Origin of the sequence: Actinomyces bouchesdurhonensis, assembly GCF_900128465.1 — a bacterium.
Taxonomy (GTDB): Bacteria; Actinomycetota; Actinomycetes; order Actinomycetales; family Actinomycetaceae; genus Pauljensenia; species Pauljensenia bouchesdurhonensis.
On sequence record NZ_LT635868.1, the window covers coordinates 228,896 to 249,100 of the forward strand.

15 protein-coding genes and 3 pseudogenes are annotated in these 20,205 nt (G+C 63.3%); 9 read left to right on the forward strand and 9 right to left on the reverse strand.

The window, feature by feature from the left end; translation table 11 throughout:
• Positions 1-13 precede the first annotated feature (13 nt).
• Positions 14-2,164 carry a 4-alpha-glucanotransferase gene (gene malQ / locus BQ7477_RS05860; RefSeq protein WP_073983163.1) on the forward strand — a complete coding sequence of 717 codons (2,151 nt, stop codon included), beginning with the start codon at positions 14-16 and terminating at the stop codon, positions 2,162-2,164.
• Between the two features lie 827 nt (positions 2,165-2,991).
• On the opposite strand, the pseudogene BQ7477_RS05865 reads toward malQ, so the two are convergent.
• A pseudogene (locus BQ7477_RS05865) lies at positions 2,992-3,753 on the reverse strand (ISL3 family transposase); the annotation flags it as partial.
• Between the two features lie 53 nt (positions 3,754-3,806).
• Between BQ7477_RS05865 and BQ7477_RS05870 the strand changes: the two are divergent.
• The gene (locus tag BQ7477_RS05870; protein ID WP_073983165.1) at positions 3,807-5,156 is read left to right on the forward strand and encodes an IS256 family transposase; all 1,350 of its coding nucleotides are present in this window, start codon (positions 3,807-3,809) and stop codon (positions 5,154-5,156) included.
• Between the two features lie 1,177 nt (positions 5,157-6,333).
• On the opposite strand, the gene BQ7477_RS05880 is transcribed toward BQ7477_RS05870, so the two are convergent.
• The 4 genes and pseudogenes from BQ7477_RS05880 to BQ7477_RS05895 all read right to left on the reverse strand — a co-directional run bounded on the left by BQ7477_RS05880 (position 6,334) and on the right by BQ7477_RS05895 (position 9,285).
• Positions 6,334-6,804, reverse strand: coding sequence for a PTS sugar transporter subunit IIA (locus BQ7477_RS05880; RefSeq protein ID WP_073983167.1), 471 nt, complete (start codon positions 6,802-6,804; stop codon positions 6,334-6,336).
• Positions 6,801-7,034 (reverse strand): annotated as a pseudogene (locus tag BQ7477_RS05885) (PTS sugar transporter subunit IIB); the annotation flags it as partial. The pseudogene BQ7477_RS05885 and the gene BQ7477_RS05880, both read right to left, overlap by 4 nt.
• Before the next feature lie 90 nt (positions 7,035-7,124).
• Positions 7,125-8,390 carry an MFS transporter gene (locus tag BQ7477_RS05890; RefSeq protein WP_200783480.1) on the reverse strand — a complete coding sequence of 422 codons (1,266 nt, stop codon included), beginning with the start codon at positions 8,388-8,390 and terminating at the stop codon, positions 7,125-7,127.
• A 16-nt stretch (positions 8,391-8,406) separates the two neighbouring features.
• Positions 8,407-9,285 carry an HAD hydrolase family protein gene (locus BQ7477_RS05895; protein WP_073983539.1) on the reverse strand — a complete coding sequence of 293 codons (879 nt, stop codon included), beginning with the start codon at positions 9,283-9,285 and terminating at the stop codon, positions 8,407-8,409.
• A 273-nt stretch (positions 9,286-9,558) separates the two neighbouring features.
• On the opposite strand from BQ7477_RS05895, the gene BQ7477_RS12405 reads away from it, so the two are divergent.
• From BQ7477_RS12405 to BQ7477_RS05930, 7 genes are all read left to right on the forward strand, one after another.
• Entirely contained in the window at positions 9,559-10,914 is a 1,356-nt protein-coding gene (locus BQ7477_RS12405) for a glycoside hydrolase family 3 N-terminal domain-containing protein (protein ID WP_338072953.1), read from the forward strand.
• 61 nt (positions 10,915-10,975) lie between these two features.
• Positions 10,976-12,604 (forward strand): glycoside hydrolase family 3 C-terminal domain-containing protein, encoded by a 1,629-nt coding sequence (locus BQ7477_RS05905; RefSeq protein WP_234968710.1) that lies wholly within the window; start codon positions 10,976-10,978, stop codon positions 12,602-12,604.
• Between the two features lie 45 nt (positions 12,605-12,649).
• A complete protein-coding gene (locus BQ7477_RS05910; RefSeq protein WP_073983169.1) occupies positions 12,650-13,261 on the forward strand; it encodes a hypothetical protein in 612 nt (203 codons plus the stop codon).
• A 31-nt stretch (positions 13,262-13,292) separates the two neighbouring features.
• Positions 13,293-14,246 carry an AEC family transporter gene (locus BQ7477_RS05915; protein ID WP_073983170.1) on the forward strand — a complete coding sequence of 318 codons (954 nt, stop codon included), beginning with the start codon at positions 13,293-13,295 and terminating at the stop codon, positions 14,244-14,246.
• 186 nt (positions 14,247-14,432) lie between these two features.
• Positions 14,433-16,019, forward strand: coding sequence for a sodium-dependent transporter (locus BQ7477_RS05920; RefSeq protein WP_073983171.1), 1,587 nt, complete (start codon positions 14,433-14,435; stop codon positions 16,017-16,019).
• The gene (locus BQ7477_RS05925) at positions 16,016-16,207 is read left to right on the forward strand and encodes a methionine/alanine import family NSS transporter small subunit (protein WP_073983172.1); all 192 of its coding nucleotides are present in this window, start codon (positions 16,016-16,018) and stop codon (positions 16,205-16,207) included. The genes BQ7477_RS05920 and BQ7477_RS05925 overlap by 4 nt, the downstream gene beginning before the upstream one ends.
• On the forward strand, positions 16,188-16,934 hold the full coding sequence (locus BQ7477_RS05930) for an HAD-IIB family hydrolase (protein ID WP_073983173.1): 747 nt from the start codon (positions 16,188-16,190) through the stop codon (positions 16,932-16,934). The genes BQ7477_RS05925 and BQ7477_RS05930 overlap by 20 nt, the downstream gene beginning before the upstream one ends.
• 99 nt (positions 16,935-17,033) lie before the next feature.
• On the opposite strand, the gene BQ7477_RS05935 is transcribed toward BQ7477_RS05930, so the two are convergent.
• From BQ7477_RS05935 to BQ7477_RS05950, 4 genes and pseudogenes are all read right to left on the reverse strand, one after another.
• Positions 17,034-17,906 (reverse strand): TrmH family RNA methyltransferase, encoded by an 873-nt coding sequence (locus tag BQ7477_RS05935; protein ID WP_073983174.1) that lies wholly within the window; start codon positions 17,904-17,906, stop codon positions 17,034-17,036.
• A gap of 7 nt (positions 17,907-17,913) precedes the next feature.
• Positions 17,914-18,650: pseudogene (locus tag BQ7477_RS05940) on the reverse strand (dihydroorotate dehydrogenase).
• Positions 18,651-18,668: 18 nt separating this feature from the next.
• Positions 18,669-19,343: a hypothetical protein gene (locus BQ7477_RS05945; protein ID WP_073983175.1), complete on the reverse strand. Its 675-nt coding sequence runs from the start codon at positions 19,341-19,343 to the stop codon at positions 18,669-18,671.
• Between the two features lie 191 nt (positions 19,344-19,534).
• On the reverse strand, positions 19,535-20,155 hold the full coding sequence (locus BQ7477_RS05950) for a DUF3043 domain-containing protein (RefSeq protein WP_073983176.1): 621 nt from the start codon (positions 20,153-20,155) through the stop codon (positions 19,535-19,537).
• Between the last annotated feature and the right edge of the window lie 50 nt (positions 20,156-20,205).

A 20,205-nucleotide genomic window follows, 5' to 3' on the forward strand; every position in this document is an offset into this window, starting at 1 on the left:
AGAGCTTTGTTCCGTGGATACCCATTCCCCCGCATCTGACAATATTGATCTGCTGCGACATGTCGCCGATGTCAACGGTGTCGCGACCGGTTTCTGGGATTGGTACGGGAATTGGATAGGTGTCGGTGCGCCAACCCTCCTGAAAGTCCTCGGAGCACTTGGACTCCCCCTGGATGAGTCTTCGACAGTCGGAGACGTTGAGAACGCAATGCGCCTGACCGATGAACGCGAGTGGCGCCGTACTCTCCCGCCGACCATTGTGGCTCGCCAGGGAGGTGGCTACGAGTTCCGGGTGCACGTGCCCGATGGCTCGTGGGTCAATGTGCAGTGGGTTCTCGAGGACGGACGCAAAGGGCAGTGTGAGCAACTCGATCGCTATGTGCCGCCGCGCATGATTGATGGGCAGCTCGTGGGCCGCGCAACCTTCGACGTGCCTCACTGGCTGCCGCTGGGCTGGCATCGGCTCGTGGCCACCGTTGAGGGCGGCCACGTTGAATCTGCGACACTCATCATTGTGCCGAACTCTCTGTCTCTGCCGCTCCTGGAGTCATCGCGGCGCGTGTGGGGCGTCAATGCACAGCTCTATTCGACGCGCTCAGCTTGCTCCTGGGGAATCGGCGATGCGACCGACTTGGCTGATCTGGCTGCCGTCTGCGCAGACAAGGGGGCTCAATTTCTCCTGATCAACCCGGTGCATGCTTCGCAGCCTGTTTCTCCGCTGGAGGATTCGCCCTACCTGCCGGTGTCCCGACGCTGGGTCAACCCAATCTATATTCGTCCCGAGTCTATTGAGGAGTATGCGTCGCTGCCTCAGGCATCGCGTGACGCTATCGAGCAGCTGCGTGATGAGACCCGTCAATTCGCCATCCGTGAAGACCTCATCGACCGTGATCGTGCGTGGGAAGCCAAGCGTAAGGCTCTCGACATCATTTTCACCGCGCCGCGCTCCTATCACCGCCAGTCCCAGTTCGACCACTTCGTTGAAAACGGTGGTTCGGAGCTGTCCAACTACGCGCTGTGGTGTGCCCTCGTTGAACGAGAAGGTGCCATCAAGCTGCCCGAGGATCTTGAGCGTTCGTCCTCGCCGCGCGTCGAGCTCGAGCGCCTCGAGCTGGCGGACCGTGTGAACTTCTTCGAGTGGTGCCAGTGGATCGCCTCCGAGCAACTAGCTCACGCCCAAGAAGTCGCCCACGAGGTCGGCATGGAAATCGGTATCATGGCTGACTTGGCCGTGGGCGTGCATGGCTTCGGCTCTGAAAAATGGAGTCGTCCCGAGCTTTTCGCGACGGGCATGAGTGTGGGTGCGCCGCCGGATGTTTACTCTCAGCAGGGTCAAAACTGGTCACAGCCGCCGTGGTCGCCGCGTTCCCTCGCAGAGACGGGCTACACGCCGCTGCGTGACATGGTGCGCGCTGCGCTGGCTAACGCCGGTGCCGTCCGCATCGACCACATCTTGGGTATGTTCCGCCTGTGGTGGATCCCGGAGGGTTGCGCGGCCACCGAGGGGACGTACGTGTACTACGACCACGAGGCCATGATGGGCGTCATCCTGCTGGAGGCACAGCGTGCAGGCGCTGTCGTCATTGGCGAGGACCTCGGTGTCGTCGAGCCGTGGGTGCGTGACTACCTGCGCGACCGCGGCGTGTTGGGAACGTCGGTCGTGTGGTTTGAGAAGGACGGCGGCGGATGGCCGCTGCGCCCCGAGCACTACCGTGATCGCGCGCTCGCTGCAGTCAACATCCACGATTTGCCGCCGACTCTTGGATACATCCGAGGCATCCAGACGACGCTGCGTAGCGAGCTGGGCTTGCTGACGGATGACATCGAGATCGTGCGTGCAAGCGATCGACTAGAGCTTGAGCAGATTGTGGAGCGCCTGCACGAGTACGGGTGCATCGACGGATCGGAGCCAAGCGAGCGCGAGATCGTCGAGGGCCTGTACCGTTACGTCGCCAAGGTTCCGTCCAAGCTCGTCGTTGCTTCTCTCGTCGATGCGGTGGGAGACGTCCGGCCGCAGAATATGCCGGGCACGGGCGCGGATCAATACCCGAACTGGCGTGTGCCGCTGTGCGACTCTGATGGCGAAGAGGTTTTCATCGATGATCTGCCCAGCAACGAGCGCTTGACGTCGCTTTTCGCTCTGCTGACCGGATCGGTGAACTAGAAACGGACCAGCATGCGTGGCCCCGTACGCCCTGTTGGGCGTACGGGGCCATTCCATCCGTGAGGCGTTATCTCATCCCATCGCGGGCGGATGAGCTGTTCTTCGTACTGGTCTAGCAGAAGGTTGATTGATCGGGTTATAGGACAAAGTGTATTGGTCGGGATTCGGTCCCCGGCATCGTCGAGGGAGGCGTCGGTGGCGCTGGCGTTCTCGCGCCGCCGATGGGTGCTGGCTGCGGCGTGTGTTTCTGTCGTCCGTTAGGGTGCTTGCGCGGGCATGCCGCCGATGGGGGTCGGCCCCATCAGGATGATTCCATCTGATCGGGGTAGTCCTCGAACATGGCGGGGTCGGTGGGTGTTGGCTCTATTGGGAGGGTTCCATCTGATTGGGTGTAACACCTCATCGGTAATAAGCAATATGGTGGAATCGGTGCTTCTCGCTCCCTTCGGTGTGGTCTTGGTGCTGCCTGTCACTTGCCGTGTGGCACGATCGGCGCGAGGTCGAACGTGAAATCGGCACGTGTCACCTGCTGCTTCGTGTTACGTGAGAGAGTGTTGTAGTGCCGCTCAGGTCCGAGCGATTCGCGTCGCAGTTGGCTCGTGACTGGTGTGAGCGCCTCGGATCTGTGGATGTGTGGGGCTTCGTGGGGCTGGTGCGTGCTTGGCCTGTGGCGGCCTGGCCCCATGGGTGGCTGTGTCAACCCTTCAGTGCGCAGCTGGACCCTACTAGTGGAGTATGGGCACACCTGCCCACGCTCCACTTAAGGGGTTAACGTGCGCATTGAGGGGTTGAGGGTGCCAGTTGTCGGGTTAACAGGCTCTTCGCATTTAAGGGTGTAGGAGGTGTTGGAATCCGCCGGAGTGGAGGAGGCAGCGTAGGCGGTAGTTTCGGTGGTTGATGAATCCTTGGGCGATGCCGCGGAGGTGTTCGAGGCGTCCGTTGATGGCTTCGGTGGGGCCGCCTGTGGTGTGGGGGTGGTCGAAGTAGGCCAGGATGTCCCTGGCTCTGCGTTTGAGGGTTCTGCCCATGCGGGCTAGTTCGATGCATGTGTGTGGCAAGTCCGGGCGGGTGATCGTCGTGATGAGCTGGCGGAGGGTGTTTTTGCCGCGCCTGGGGTCACGATCACGGTAGGCTGCTAGGAGGTCCTGGTAGATTCTCCAGGTGGTGTGCACGTCAGCGTGGTTGGGGCAGGCGAATAAGGCATCCAAGCGCGCCTGGGATGTGTCGGTGAGGATGTCAGTGCCGGTCAGGAGCGTTTTACGCGCCGCGTACAAGGGGTCACCCTTGCGGCCGCGATGCCCCAGGGTTTCTTGCTGGACGCGCTGGCGGCACTGCTCTAGGGCGTCGATAGCGATATGAACAACATGGAAGGGATCCATCACCGCCACCGCCCCTGGAAGCTGGCTGACTGCTGCGCTTTTATAGCCGCTGAACCCATCCATCGCCACGATCTCGATGTTGTCCTTCCATTCTTGGGGGCGCGCGGCCAGCCAGGAAGACAAGACGCGTTTGGAGCGGCCTTGCGCCACGTCCAGGAGGCGGGCCGGGCCAGTATGGTCGCGTACAGGGGTCAAGTCCACGATCACCGTGGGGCGTGTTCAATTGTCTGTGTATCCGTCTTCTTGTTTGAAAGGATTGATGCATGATGAATGATGATGATGTTGTTGTGGCTGGCGCTAGTGGGCGTGAGACGGTGGAGGAGCTGCGTCGCTCGGGGGCGTTGGATGCGTTGTTTGAGCGTCTTGATGCTGGCGAGGTCGAGATGACGGGCAGCCAGGGCTTGTTGCCGGCGTTGCTCAAGGAGGCCTTGGAGCGCGGCCTGGCTGCGGAGCTTTCCGAGCATTTGGGGTATGAGAAGGGCCAGACCAGCGCGCAGGCGCGCTCGAACACGAGGAACGGCACGACGAAGAAGACCGTGATATCGGAGGTGGGTGCCTTCGAGATTGAGGTTCCCCGGGACCGGGCGGGCTCGTTCACCCCGCGCCTGGTGCGTAAAGGACAGCGGCGCCTCGATGGTTTGGATTCGATGATTATCAGCTTGTATGCCGGGGGGATGACGGTGCGCGATATTCGTCATCACCTGGCCTCCACCTTGGGCGTGGAGGTCAGCGCTGGGACGATTTCCACGATCACTGACGCGGTGTGCGAGGCCGTCTTGGAGTGGCAGCACCGCCCCTTAGAAGCGTTCTACCCGGTGATCTACCTGGACGCGATCCGCATCAAAGTCCGATGCGATCACAGGGTGGAGAACCGGGCCGCTCACCTGGCGGTAGGAGTGGACATGGAGGGCGTCAAGCATGTGCTGGGCATCTGGGTCCAAGCCGATGAAGGAGGGGCTTTTTGGGCCCACGTGTGCGCCGAGCTGGCCAACCGAGGCCTACGCGATGTCCTGATCGTGTGCTGCGACGGGTTGGCTGGCCTGCCCGAAGCCATCGAAGCGACCTGGCCCCAGTCCATGGTCCAAACCTGCGTGGTTCACTTAATCCGCGCGTCCATGCGTTTCGTGTCCTACAAGGACCGTAAGAGCGTCGCCGCGGCTTTGAAGCGGGTGTACAGTGCGCCCAACGAGGAAACCGCTCGAGGGGCGCTGGAGGACTTCGCGGCCAGTGACCTGGGAGCGCGCTACCCCCAAACGGTTGCGACCTGGCAGCGCGCCTGGCAGCGCTTCACGCCGTTCTTGGCGTTCCCTCCCATGCTGCGCCGCGTCGTGTACACCACCAACGCTATCGAGTCCTTGAACTACCAGCTGCGTAAAATCACCAAGAACCGCGGGCATTTCCCCAGCGAAGAAGCCGCCGTCAAACTCTTGTGGCTCGCCATCTGCGACATCGAAGACAAACGAGCCGCCCAGCGCCTCACAGACGCTGGCAAACCTGCCAACAAACGAACAGGACACACCCGCCTCATCCAAGGACACACCACCACCAACTGGAAACAAGCCCTCGCCCAACTCACCACCGCCTACCCCGACCGAATCACCCCCTACCTCTAACCCCCATACACAGAAAAATTGACAGGCTCTCACCGTGGCGTACTTGTCCCCACCCCGATGACGCCACACGTGCTCATCAACCCCAATGACGCGCACGTCTTCAAAGCGAGTTGAATCCGCGAGCAGGAGTTCGTCGCCATAGGCCAGTATCGCCTCGTTGGCAGTATGCCAGGCTACCGCCAGGTGAGCGGCGATCCGGTTCATGGACATATTGTCAGCGATCAAGCACACAAGCCCCCAGCGCAAGGCCCCAAAGGAGAGCTTGGCGCGTGGGGGAGCCGCCTGGCTGATGTCATCACACCAGGAACGAGAACACACGCGACAGCGGTACCGTCCCACATACACCACCGGCGTCATGGGCTGATGCCCCCGCGGTTCGTGCGCTAAGCGCCGGGTACGCGACCCCAGCGAATACCCCGGGCGCCCCACTCAACTCTGAAGAGCCGGATTAGCCGCACGGCACTTCAGGGCGAACCCGCCCTCCTGGCAGCGCATACCCACAGCCATCAAGCCCAGCTCCTCCAACCCGCAATAGGCCGTCATATCCACAGCGGAAAAGGTAGCATTAGATATGTCGGGGCCTCCCAGCGTTTGAAGTGTCGCAACCTCAATCATCGGGCAGCCCCCGACCCTATGCCAACACCACCCCCCACACCCCAAAATGCGAAGAGCCAGTAAACGCTCGACCGCGCCCACAAACATCGCAATACTAACGATTGAGATTCGCGCCGCACAAACCCCACGACAATCGCCTGCCCAATCAAGAGAGCCCGCCCAACAGGGAGCCTCGCGGCACTGCCGGGGGCACCGCCGACGTGTCGGGGTTCCGCCCACTGGATGCCGCCAACGATGACGGCGTCCGCCTCGCTGCCCAGCGAACCACCAGACCCCAACAGACGCGATCGCACGCGACGACTCGCGACGGTATCAATGGCGGGACACACCGACGTGCCCAGCCGACACAACGGCCCTCAGTGCCCGAAGGCGAGCGCCCCCAGGCACATCCGCCTGACGCCGACGCCTCACCAGCCACGCCACGAACACACCACGCTGCATCGCCCCGGAACTAATGCGGCTGACCTGGCCGATAGCTCACCAGCACACCGAAAAATCGGAACAAAACCAACACGTTTTGTCATATAACCCGATTGATCTCATCCCATCGCCGACGGAGGAGCTACTCACCGGAAGTCGAGGCCGTGAACAGCAGGTCGAGCGCAGCGCAGTCGCCGGGAGTCGCCCGACTGGCAATCGTTGGGCTGGGTACACTGACAACGATGACGGGTACGTGGGGAGACAGCGATGCTTCGCGCGCGGGTGCGAGGTCCCAGTGAATGAGCGGGTGACCTACCGGCACGATCTCCCCCTCATCGACGAGGGCGGCAAACCCTTTGCCGTGCAGACTCACTGTGTCGATCCCGAGGTGGATGAGGATCGACATGCCTCTCGTGGAGGTAACGATGACGGCGTGTGGCTTGAGCTTGGTGACGACGCCGTCGATGGGGGAGCGCACTGTTAGGCATCCTGTCCCGGCCTGTGGAACGAGCGCACAGCCGCCCCCGACGACGCCGCTCGCAAACACAGGGTCGGGTACCTCACTCAGAGGTACGATACGTGCTGCGAAGGGCGCACGAACGCTAAGCGTCACCGGCTCGCGAGCATCTCATCAACGAGGTCTTCGGAATCGGGTCCCATGACGACCTGCACTGCATCACCGACGATCACAACGTCGAAGGCTCCCGCGGCACGCAGCGCGGCCTCGTCGATGAGGTCGGTGTTCGCCGCGTCCAGGCGAATACGAGTGATGCACGCTTCGAGGTTGGAGATATTCTTCCAGCCGCCCAGGGCCTCGACAATGGTCGTTGCGGTGCTCATAGTGTCCTCCTTTGGCGTATGCGGCTTGTCTCACATATATGGTATCGCGGAGCATGCGGTGGTGGCACCAAACAAGCCTCGACGCGCATCACATTATGAGACCACCGGATCTGCGCTGGCGCCTCGAATGCGTGCAGCTGGAGTGAAACACATGGCGACTCCAGCCGCGATCGCCAGGGCGATAAAGGAAGTCATAGCGGCTTCGACCCCTATCCAGGACGCAACGACACCGGAGGCCAGGGAACCTAGCGGCATGACACCCCAGACCGCGAATCGAAAGATCGCGTTCATGCGCCCGAGCATGTCGGGTGGGCAGATCTCTTGGCGCAGGCTCATCTGGGTGATGTTGTAGATGGTGAGAAAGTAGGAGGAGACGATACCCGAGGCCGCGATGATCCATGAGGCCCAGTCAGGCACGTGAACGGCGGCTGGCTGGACAGCCAGGATAGCGACCCCGGCGATGTTGGTGATCACGATGCATCGTCCAATGCCTAGGTGGGCAATCCACGCGGGGCGAGTGAGTGCTCCGAGGATTCCACCGACGGCGCCGGCACTCAGTAAGAGACCGAGCTGTGTGGCGCTCATGCAAAGGGTTCTCAGGACCAGGAGTGGGAGCAGGACCTGGATGCCTGCGCTGGCGAAGGCGGCGATAGCGATGCAAGAAAAGAGGGGAAAAAGCAGACGCTGGCCGCGCACGAACGCCAGTCCCTCGCGAATCTGCGCGATGAGCGTGGCACCAGTGGGTTTGGGGACAGGCTCCTGAGTCGAGATATGCCAGATGGCCCACGTAGAGGTGACGTAGGTGGCGGCGGTGGCCAGGTAGACCAGGGGAGGAGCGACCACGCCGAGCAGCCACCCACCCAGGCCTGGTCCTCCTGCACGGCCCACCTGGTAGGAGGCTTCAAGGCGACCGTTTGCTGCTCCGATGTATTGCTTAGAGGCGATGAGTGGCACGTAAGACTGATAGGCGACATCGAAGAAAACGGTGGACAAACCTAGAGTAGCCGTGACTACCATCAGGTGGGCCAGGGTCAGGGAGCAACAGACGTAGGCGAGGGGAATCGACACTAAGGCGCCAATGCGCGCGAGGTTGGCTACGATCATGACTTGGCGCTTGCGCCACCCGTCCACCCACGCGCCCGCCGGTAGCCCGACGAGGAGGAATGCGAGCGTTTGCAGCGCGGAAAGTACTCCGATCTGCGTCTCGCTCGCGTGCAGAACCGTGATCGCGATCGCCGACGTGGCGAGCGTACCCACCTGGAAGCCCACTTGTGCGGCGGTTTGGCCGCCCCACAAGTGCATGAAGGCTGAGTTACGCGTGAGGGGGTGACTGAGCCAGGTTCGCAGGGTGGAGGTCATGCGTCATCGCCGAGGCCTAGGCAGGGTTCGAGGCCTCGTTGATGAGTCCGGCGGCGGCTAAAGCCCAGGCGAGGCCGTCGTCGGCGACCACAGGAGCGACGATGTCTGCGACGTTGACGAGGGCCTCACACCCGTTGCCGATACTGATACCAACCGCGGCACGAGCCACGGCCTCGACGTCGTTATTGGAGTCTCCGATGGCCACGGAGCGCGACAGGGGGATGCCGATGTGCTCGCAGACAGCTTCGATTCCTACTGCTTTGGAGAGGTGGGTGGGGAGGACTTCGAAGGGGACGTAACCGGCAGCACCCACGGATCCGATAATCGCCCGGTAGCCGGGTGGCAGTGCCGCGTTCACCCGTTCCACGGAGGCATTTTCCGGGGGAACGTAGGCCGTTACCTTGGTGAAAGACCCGCTCTCAATGTCGACGATGAAAGGCGTGATCGACGTAGCGTACTCGATCCAGTCCTCCGGTGAGATGCCTGCCCGCGGCACGAAAAAGTCGAGGTACCCCTCGGAGGGCCCCATCTGGTCGGGACCCTGCCATACATAGAAGGCATCGAGGTCCTCCCACAGGGCGGTGAGGACTCGGACGTGCTCGGTGGGCATGCGCTCGTCAAGCAGGACGGTTTCGCCCACGGCTACGTATCCCCCAGCACCGCCCACGATGCCTTCGAAGCCCAGGTCGATGAAGCGCGGGTAGACCTCCGGAACTGACCGTCCCGTGCAGATGAAGAGACGGTGACCGTTCTCGCGCGCCTGGGCGAGTGCTGATGCGGCAGAATCGGGTACACGCTGACGAGAGTCGCACAGCGTGCCATCCACGTCGACGAATACAGCGTGAGGAATGGCGTCTTCGTCTTGCTGGTAATTGACCTCGTCATTGTGTCGCATAGTGACATGGTAGCCCAGCCGGATCGCAACCAGGGACGCAAAATACGGCCCCGAAACGACAAATCGTGCCGACAGTCGATTATTGTCTCCGTCGGCAAGCCACACTAGAAGAACCAAGATCGGGCCGAGCACGAAAGGCAGTTCACGCCGATGGAACACCACACACTGACGGACGCCAATGACCTCACCCTCCTGCAGGCGGCAGCCCTTCTGTCGGGTGCCAGCGCCTGGGACTCGCGCGCGATCCCCGCAGCTCTCGTCCCCTCCTTCGTCATGAGCGATGGCCCCCACGGCGTGCGCCGCCAGCTCGGTGATGCGGATCACCTGGGCATCGCGGAGTCCGAGAAGGCGACCTGCTTCCCGACGGCCTCCGCGCTCGCGGCGACCTGGGACCCGGACCTGGCGCGCGAGATGGGCGAGGCGCTGGGCTTGGAGGCGCGCGGCCTCGGCGTGGATGTCCTGCTCGGTCCGGGCCTGAACATCAAGCGTTCACCCCTGTGTGGACGTAACTTCGAGTACTTCTCCGAGGACCCGATCCTTGCCGGACGCATGGCTGCGGGTCTCGTCGATGGCATTCAGTCGACGGGAACCGCCGCCTGCCCCAAGCACTTCGCAGTGAACTCTCAGGAGCTGCGTCGCATGGCGTCGGACTCGATCGTGGACGAGCGTACGATGCGCGAAATCTACCTGACTGGCTTTGAGATCGTGTGCCGGGACGCGGGGCCGCGCGTGATCATGAGCTCCTACAACCTCGTGAACGGTACCCACGCCCACGAGAATAGGCACTTGCTCACCGAAATCCTGCGCGACGAGTGGGGATTTGACGGCATGGTCGTCTCCGACNCCGGGCTCGCCGCCGCCACCGGTACGCACGTGCGCGTCGTTGATTCCGATGACTGGCTGGACCGCCGTGCGACGAACGCCGTGCTCGACGTCCTGCGCGAGGAACGCGAGGCCGGGCGCGACCTGGACCTGCTCGTCACCAACTACGTGTACGACAAGCAGGGCAAGGCTCACAAGGCCGTCATCCGCTACCGCAACGTCCTGCCGCGTGGGCGCACCTTCGGCTGGGTGGACCTGCGCCGCTGCCGCTACGACCAGTACCTCATGATGCACGCCCTGACGATGCGCACCGAGGTCGTTCGTGCCTCCGGCCTGGTCATGCCCGAGCACACGTTCTACGTGGACTATCTCTACTCGTTCGTGCCGCTGCCCTACATCTCCACGATCCGCTACCTGGACGTGGACCTGTACCACTACTTCATCGGCCGCGACGACCAGTCCGTCAACGAGAAGGTCATGATCACGCGCTTGGATCAGCTCGCGCGGGTGAACGAGGCGATGACCCGTGCGCTGCCCCCGCGCGCCGACGTCGAGGACAAGCTCTGGCGCTACATGGTCCACTACCTGCGCATCAACGCCGTCGTCTGCTCCGTCATGGCTCAGCTCTCGGGCACCCCCGAGCACCTGGCCCTCAAGGAACAGATCTGGGAGACCATGGACCAGATCAATCCCGAGGCAACGGATCGACTGCGCCAGGACCTGCTCGCCGGCCTCGTGCGCCACGCGTCGTCGAAGGTCGTTCGCGGCGGCTACAAGGTCGCGGCGGCGGTCCTCGGCTTCAACTAAGGGACGCCGTCAGCGCCCGGCGAGCACCAGCTCCGTCCAATGGACGGTCAGGCGCTTGCCGATGAGAGGGTATTCCACGTCCTCCTCGCGCTTGTGCCATGCAAAGNACGTCGCCTCCGCGAGCGCCGGCCTGCCCGCTCCCACGCCCTACGACGTCGATGAGCACCACAAGCTGGCCACGCGCATCGCCTCCGAGGCGATCACGCTCCTGCGCAACGAGGACGATCTCCTGCCTCTGAGCGCCGGCACGCGTGTCGCCCTCATCGGCGATCTCGCTGACACGCCGCGCTTCCAGGGATCGGGTTCCTCCCAGGTCAACCCCACGCGCGTCGAGGCTCCGCGTGAGCTGCTCGAGGCGCAGGGAGAGGATGCCCGAGGCCTCGTTGCGGCAGGGTACGCCCGCGGTTATGAGCGCCACGGGGGAACGAGCGACGCTCTCATCGCCGAGGCTGTGGACCTCGCGAAGAGTGCCGACGTTGCGCTCCTCTACGTGGGCCTTGACGAGCTCGCTGAATCCGAGGGGCTGGACCGGCCCCACATGCGCCTGCCCGAGGGACAGGATCGACTCATCGAGGCCGTCGTGGCCGCCAATCCGCATACCGTCGTTGTCCTGACCGGCGGTGCCAGCGTCGAAATGCCGTGGGCTGACTCGGTACCCGCGCTCGTCAACGGCTACCTGACCGGGCAGGGAGGGGCCGCCGCGATGCTCGACGTCCTCACCGGCGCCGTGAATCCCTCGGGGCGCCTGGCCGAAACCTACGCGCGGTCCTACGAAGACCATCCGACGGCCGCCTGGTACCCGGCAACCGGCCCGCTGTCCTACTACCGCGAAGGCCCCTTCGTCGGCTACCGCTACTTCACGACCGCGGGCATCGACGTCGCCTTCCCCTTCGGCTACGGACTGTCCTACTCGCGCTTCGAATACTCCGATCTCGAGGTGGACCAGGAGGGCGCGACCCTGACGGTCACCAATACGTCCGAGCGAGACGGCGCTGACGTCGTCCAGCTCTACGTGAGCGCTCCCGGCGGCGTGTTCGGCCCCTCCCGCGAGCTCAAGGGCTTCGCCAAGGTGGAGGTTCCCGCCGGTGGGTCGGTGCGCGTCACCATCCCCTTCGATCGCTACACCTTCCGCCACTGGGAGACCTTGCGCGGCGCATGGGAGACCGAGGCCGGGACGTGGACAATCTACGTCGGGCCCAATGTGGAGGACACACCGCTGAGCGCCACCCTCGACGTCGAAGGAACCACGCCCCCGCCAATCGACCCGGCCCTCGGCCACTATCTGAGCGCCGACGTCGCGGGCATCACCAACGGGGAGTTCGCAGTTCTCCTCGGCCGCACCATCCCCACCGCTCACCCGACGGATGAGATCACCGCGTCCGACCCAATGTCAGAGCTGATCCGCGCCAAGAGCTGGCTCGCGCGCCTGGCAGGCCGCAAACTCCACGCAGACAAAGCCAAGGCAGATGCCAAGGGCGATCCCGACCTCAACGTCCACTTCGCGCTGAACATGCCGCTGGGGTCGATCGCCAAGTTCACCAACGGAGCGGTGAGCGCAGACATGATCGATGCCGCCGTCGAGGTGATCAACGGCCACTTCTTGCGCGGTGTGACACGTACCGTGATTCGTTACATCGCCAACGCGCGGGCCAACAAGGCGACCCAGCGTGAACTCGACCAGGCCCGATGAGGCGGCCCCAGCCTCGTTACTCCGAACTGACGTAAAGGAACACTCATGCAGGCTCTTTCCCGCTGGTGGAAAAACTTTGAAACCAAGCATACGACGGTTGCCCAGTTCATCGTCTTTTTTGTCCTGTCCAACGGCATCACGGTCCTGCAGCTGATCCTCATGCCGGCCTTCAAGGCGGCGTTCGCGCACACGAGCCTCGTCGACACGCCCTTCCAGTTCCTACCCGTCGGCGTCTCGCACGGACACACGGTCTTCCTTTTTGACTATCCAGCGGGTGCCTTGTCGACCGGCGGTGGCGGGGGACTCGCTTACTTCCTGGCGGTCGAAATCACCCTGCTGATCGCGCAGGTCATCAACTTTTTCGCCCAGCGCAACGTCACTTTCAAATCCAACTCGTCGGTGGGCAAGGCGGCCTTCTGGTACGCGGTCGCCTACGTCGTCATCACGATTGCCGCTGCCGCCCTTCAGGTTCTCTACAAGGACCCGATCTACGCCTGGGCGATCTCGGCGATGGGGTCGGGTGGTGAAACCATTGCGGATGTGGTCACGATGATCATCAACGCAGCTATCTCCTTCTGGGTGTTCTTCCCCATCTTTAAGGTGATTTTCAAGCAGGACCCCTCGAAGGAGGACGCGCAGGCCAGCGACGCACAGTAGACTACTGGCAGACTTCACGAGAGGAGACGCCATGAGCGCGCCGCTGCTAACGGTGATCGTGCCCGCTTACAACTCCGAGGACTACCTCGACCGGGCGCTGACCACACTCGTCGGATACGGCGACGAACTCGAGACGATTATCGTCAATGATGGTTCCAAGGACAACACCGCCCAGATCGCCGACGAATGGGCCGCTCGCTACCCCTCCGTGAGGGTTATCCACCAGGAAAACAAGGGCCATGGCGGNGCCGCCGCGTCGGGCGTCGGGACCGCGCTCATCTTCGCGCTGGTCGCGCGGCTTTTCCTGCGCCTGACGCGCGGGGAGATCGCCTTGGGGGCCATGGCCTCGTCACTCAATAACGGCGCGTACATCGGCATCCCGATTGCCGTCTACGTGCTGAACGACGCCTCCGCGGTTGTTCCCATCCTGGTGTTTCAGTTGGGTTTTTTCACCCCGATGTTCTTCGTCCTGGCCGACCTGGTAGGGTCGTGTCAGCGGCCATCGATTGCCGGTATTGCCCGTGTTGTCGCGCGCAACCCCATGGTCATCGCGGCGGTGTGCGGCTTCTTGTTCTCCGCGGTGGGGTGGCCGATGCCCACGCTCGTGGACGTGTCGACGTCCATGCTGGGAGCTGCCGCGCCCCCGATGATTCTCCTGTCTTTCGGTGCCTCGCTCGTGGACCGCCGATCAGCCTCCGGCGACTCGGGTGCTGCAGCGACCGCCTGCGCCATCGTCGGCAAACTTGTCGTTCAACCCGCGATCGCGTGCGGCGTCGGAATCCTGCTCGGTCTCACCGGCCCTGCCCTCATGTCCGTCGCCATCATGGCGGCCCTGCCCTCCGCGCAGAACGCCTACATCGCGGCCACCCGCGCCAGGGCGGGGGAGCGCATCGCCCAGGGAACCGTCCTCGTCACAACCTTTGCGTCGTTGCCCGTCGTCGTCGGTATAGCCGCGATATTCCACGGCCTCGGCCTCATCCCCTAGTCCGCCTTCCTAGTGCCTGACTTTGGCCAGCGTGCCTCCTCACTCAGCCACAAACCCGCCATTGCCTCGGCAAAAAGAGGTCAAAAGAACAGTCTATATCGTGGACTGTGGCTGACATTTAGATACAACGGCCATAGTCTGACTGAGCATTATCCCAAATACATACGAATGCAAGGAACTCGATTCATGTCATCCTCCGCATCCAGCTCCGCGCCCCGCGCGCGCGACTCATGGAGCGGCCAGACAGGCTTCCTCCTGGCAGCCATCGGCTCAGCCATCGGCCTGGGCAACATCTGGCGTTTCCCCGGCGTCGCTTACTCCAACGGCGGCGGCGCCTTTCTGATCCCGTACCTGGTCGCACTGGTGTTTGTCGGCATTCCCATGCTTTGGCTCGACTATGCAGTCGGCCATAAATTCCGTGGCTCACCGCCGTGGGCGCTGCGCAAGATCATCGGGGGTGGCGAGTTCATCGGCTGGTTCCAGACCTTCGTTTGCTTCGTCATCATGGTGTACTACGGCGCTGTCCTCGCATGGGGTGTGCAGTACACGATCTACTCCATGAACGCCGCGTGGGGCGACGACCCGACGACCTTCTTCACGGAAACTTTCCTGCAGGTCGTCCCTGGTGATACCTTCTCGTGGGCGCCCGCGTGGGCGGTTATGATCCCCCTGACTCTCGTGTGGATTCTCGTCCTTTTCGTGATTGGACGTGGGCTGTCCAAGGGTGTTGAGGCGGCCAACAAGGTCTTCCTGCCCCTCCTTGTCATTTTGTTCCTGGCGCTCGTGGTCCGTGCACTCTTCCTGCCCGGTGCCACCGAGGGCCTCAACGCCTTCTTCACACCGAACTGGGCGGCCCTCGCTGACCCCAAGGTGTGGCTGGCCGCCTTCGCGCAGATCTTCTACTCCCTGTCCGTAGGCTTCGGTATCATGCTGACCTACGCTTCCTACCTGCAGCGCAGGTCGAACCTGACCGGAACGGCCCTCGTCGCAGGCTTCGCGAACTCGTCCTTCGAGATCCTTGCCGGCATCGGCGTGTTCTCAGCGGTCGGCTTCATGGCTCACCAGGGTGGTGTCAGCGTGTCCGAGGTCGAGGGCTTGTCCGGTCCGATCCTGTCCTTCGTGACCTTCCCGAAGATTATTTCGATGATGCCCGGCGGACCGATCTTCGGCGTTCTCTTCTTCTCCTCCCTGGTTCTGGCTGGCGTTACCTCGCTACTGTCCCTGCTTCAGGTAGTCTCCGGCGGCCTTCAGGACAAGTTCGGATGGTCGCCCGCTCGTTCGGCCCTCGTTCTCGGCGTTCCCGCAACCGTCATTTCGCTGCTTCTCTTCGGAACGCGCTCGGGCCTGAATAACCTGGACATCGTCGACAACTTCATCAACTCGATTGGTGTCGTTTCCTCTGCGATCATGTTCGCCGTCCTGTGCGCGGTCGCCGGCCCCCGTCTGGGCGTGCTGCGCGCTCACCTGAACTCGGTGTCCAGCGTGAAGGTGCCCAGGGCATGGGAACCCCTTGTCGGCATCGTCATCCCGGTCGTTCTCTTCATCATGATGGCAATGTCCATCGTGGACCTGTTGACCAACGGCTACGGCAAGTACCCGAGTGGTTACGTGCTCATTTTCGGGTGGGGTTCGGTGGCTGTGGCCCTCATCGCGTCGCTGGTCTTCACGCTTATCCCGTGGAAACACCGTCCTGTCGACGCACGTGCGACAGTTGCTGAGATCCTCGATCGTGACAATGATGAGACCCCTGTGACTGAAGGAGATGCCCAGTGACTGCTCCCGCTATCGCCCTGATGATCCTCACGATCCTACTTGTGTGGGGTGGCCTCGTAGCTTCCGTCGTCATGCTGCAGATCCTCTCCGTTCCGTCGGAGGAGGAAACGGAGGCAGCACAGGAAGCCATTGAAGCCCAGCTGACTCTGCGCGACGCGAAGGAACGCTATGAGGCTTATCGCATTTGACCTTGACGATACGCTGGCCCCCTCGAAGTCGCCGCTCCCACCCCAGATGGACGTGGCGCTGCGCTCCCTGCTGGACCACGTGGAGGTGTGCATCATCTCCGGCGGCCAGATGGGGCAGTTCCGCACGCAGGTGCTCGATAACCTCCATGCCTCTGACGAGGAGCTTTCGCGCCTGCATCTGATGCCCACCTGCGGGACGCGCTACTACCGCTTCGAGGACGGCGCGTGGGTCGAGCGTTACGCCCACGACCTGGACCCCGAGGTAGCCGCCCGCGTCATCGAATCCCTGGAGCGCCACGCTCGTGAGCTTGGCCTGTGGGAGGAGAATCCGTGGGGCAACATCATCGAGGACCGTGGCTCGCAGATCACCTTCTCTGCCCTGGGCCAGGAGGCGCCGCTGGACGCCAAGCGTGCCTGGGATCCGGATGGGACCAAGAAAGCTGCCCTGCGCGACGCGGTGCAGCCTGACGTGCCGGAGCTGGATGTCCGTGGGGGTGGCTCGACCTCGGTCGACATCACGACGCGCGGCATCGATAAGGCCTACGGAATGGGCAAGCTGGTCGAGGAGACCGGTATCCCCGCGTCCGACATGCTCTTCATCGGGGACCGCCTGGACCCCGAGGGCAACGACTACCCGGTGATGGCAGCGGGCTACGCGACGCGCGCCGTGTCCGGGTGGGAAGAGTGCGTTCAAGTGATCGATCAGCTCGTGGAGTCTATGAGCTGACCCGTTAGACCAACAACGACGAGGCCGGGGCTGGGACACCAGCTCCGGCCTCGTTTTGTTGTCCCTGCGCAGGGGGAGGGCGTCGTCGCGTGCGTGGCGCTAGGAGGCGCCGATGCCGCGCGTCGCCCAGAAGACGACAGCCGAGGCGGCTGCGACGTTGAGAGAGTCTACCCCGTGGTCCATCGGAATTTTGACGGTGTAGTCGGAGGCGGTGATGGTTCGCCGTGCCAGGCCATCGCCCTCGGTACCCATGACCATTGCCAGGCGGGCGCCCGGTCCTTGGAGGGCTGGCAGCGTGGCGAAGTCGTCGAGTGAGATGGAATCGTCCGAGAGGGCCAGGGAAGCGACGGTGAAGCCGGATTCCTGAAGCGTCGTGATGCCGGCCGGCCAGGTCTCCAGGCGCGTCCAGGGGACCTGGAAGACGGTTCCCATCGAGACCCGGACGGCTCGGCGGTAGAGCGGATCGGCGCAGGAGGGGGTCACGAGGACGGCGTCCACGCCCAGGGCGGCGGCGCTGCGGAAGGCCGCGCCGACGTTCGTGTGGTCGACGAGGTCTTCTAAGACCACGACGCGGCGCGCGGGCATTCCTCCTCGAGCCGTCGCGAGCAACTCCTCGAGGCTGGGCAGAACCGGTCGCTGCATGGCGGCCAGTGCGCCGCGGTGCAGGTGGAAGCCCGTCATCTGCTCCAGGATGTTCTCGGGTGCGACGAAGATGGGCAGGTCGGCCCCGTCTGCTTTTCCCGTCGCAGCTTCGATGAGGGGGGAGAGCGTGGGCAGCCACCGGCTGGACATGAGGAAGGAACGCGGGTTGTGGCCTGCGCGCAACGCCCTTTCGATGACGTTGGTGGACTCCGCCATGTACAGGCCGCGCTCCGGTTCGAGTTTCGAGCGGAGCTTGACGTCTTTGAGGCGCGTATAGTCATCCAGTCGCGGATCGGCGGACAGATCGGCGCTGGTCAGCTCGATGATCATGGTGTCCTCAGGCGCGCTGGAGAGCGCGCGAGACTTCGCCTGGCCAGGAGGGACCTTCGAATATGAAGGCAGAGAAAGCCTCGACCAGGTCGGCGCCCGCACCGATCATGCGCAGTGCATCCTCCGGGGAGGAGATGCCGCCCGTGCCGATGAGGATTTGCTCGTCATTCAGGTGGCGTGCCACCAGCGAGACGACCTCGAGGGCGCGGGACAGCAGGGGAGCACCCGAGACACCGCCTTCACCCAGGTCGTGGTTGATCGTCGTGTTCGTGGCGACGACTCCTGCCNGGCGCGCAGCTCGCGCAGCTTCTTCGCGGCCGCGTCCGCGCCCGCGTTGTTGAAGCCCATTCGATTGCGCAGTCCCCGTTCCTCCATGAGACGCCACAGGCGCGGCGCTTCGTTGCCCGGCTGAGGGCGTGGCGTCACGGTGCCGATTTCGACGAAGGCGTAGCCCAGGGCGCACATGCCCAAGACGGCTTCGGCATCCTTGTCCATTCCCGCGGCTAGGCCCAGACGAGAGGACAGGGGACGGGGACCCAGCATGAGCGGGACCTCGACGCCTCCGATGGTGCGAGTTGGACGGTGTAGGGGATTCAAGTATCCCAGGGTCGCCCGCATGAGTCCGCGCGTGGGGGCGAAGCGCCCGGCGAGGGAAATAGCCCCCAGACCCAGGTGGTGTGCTCGCTCCGGGTCGGATCGGGAAATAAAGTGTCGGAATGTCCAGTTGTAGGCGCGTCGGATCATGGTTCCAAGGGTAGTTGATTAGTCCCACCATGCCCACCACCAGCGCGTGGTCGATGTGTCTCGCGCGAGGATGCGCATGTCGTCGGGTGGAGTCGCGTCGTCGTCCAAGCCGAGTACGTCGGCGAGAATGAGCCAGTGCTGATAGGTCGGGAAGGCGGTCTCGTCAATTGGTTGTCCCGTCTGGGCGATGATCGCGTTTTCTGGCACGCATACGGTGTCGATGCTGACGCGTTCGTCCCAGCGTGGAGCTCGGATGATGTAGCCGTCAAGGGCGAGTCCGTCGATGCGGGAGGCGGCGCGCAAAAGGTCGGTGATGCGCGGTGCGTTGTTCTGACGGTCTTCGCGGGCCAGGGGCGGCAGGAGGCTACTGAGCGTTCGTGCGTCCGCCCCGGAGAGGTCGGCGAAGCGTGCGTAGTCTCCCGTATCCCACCCGTCGCAGATGTAGGGCGCGAGCAGGGAACTAATGTGGCGGTCGTCGAGCCAGTGCATCGGCCCATAAAGGCCCTCGCGTGCGGGTTCGTCGTCAGTTGTGTCCTCGAGGGGGTTTTGCTGTGTTGTTGGTTCGGGCGAAACCGTGGAGTGGTGTGCGGGAGGTGTCGGCTCGTCGGCGCCGTCGACGACCGGGGCTGGGATCCTGTCCTCCTCGTCGACTGTGACCTGCGAGAAAGCGCTGAGTGAAACTGAAACGTGCATGGGGTGTCCTTCCTTTCGAAAACGGCATCGGTGCCGTTTCTCTTCCAGGATGACGCCGATGCCTCGGCCAACACCAGCCGCGTGCAGTCCCCTGTGGATAGGGGAGGTAAGCGGCGCGTCCTTGTGGACACACAAGCCGCGGTCCCACACCCTGTGGACGGGTGTGGGACCGCGGAAAGACGGGCAGGAGTTTACTTGGGGAACTCTCCGCGGGCTACCTGCGGGCGTGGGGAGCGCCAGCGGCGCGGCATAATCATGCGCGAGAAGGCGTAGTAGCCGGTGCCACGCGGGATGTCCTCGCGCGGGTGCTTCTGTGCGAACTGTGTCTTGATCGCTCGCCACACGAGGAAGGCCTCAATACCGGTGACGATGAAGGAGCCGTACATGAGGATCGTGGATCCGTAGATGAAGACCATGAGCATCTGTTCGGATACGGCATCCTTGAATATGGATGGTGCCATGAGGAAGATCAGGGCTGCCATCATGAAGGCCAGAACCCACTCGGCGAAAGAATGGCGCGCGTCGACGTAATCGCGCACGAAGCGCCGCGCGCGTCCCTTGTCTCGCGCAGGCAGGTGCTTCTCGTCACCCGTTAGAAGTGCACGCTGTTCGGCATCCCATCTGGCGTTTCGTGCGGCCCTCGCGGCGCGCTTGGCTTCCTTGCGGTCGGCGGGTACCAGCGGGTGGATGCGTGCGGCCTCGGCCGCCTTACGCTTGGGCGTAGGGCGGCCTTTTTTACCGGTGGGAGTCGTGGAGGCGACCGCGGTGGTTGCCGCGTCGTCCTCGCTCTTGTTCTTGCTTCGTCCAAACACGCTCCCAGGCTAGCGGAAAGCCCACCCGCCGTGCACTGTCATGGTCTACC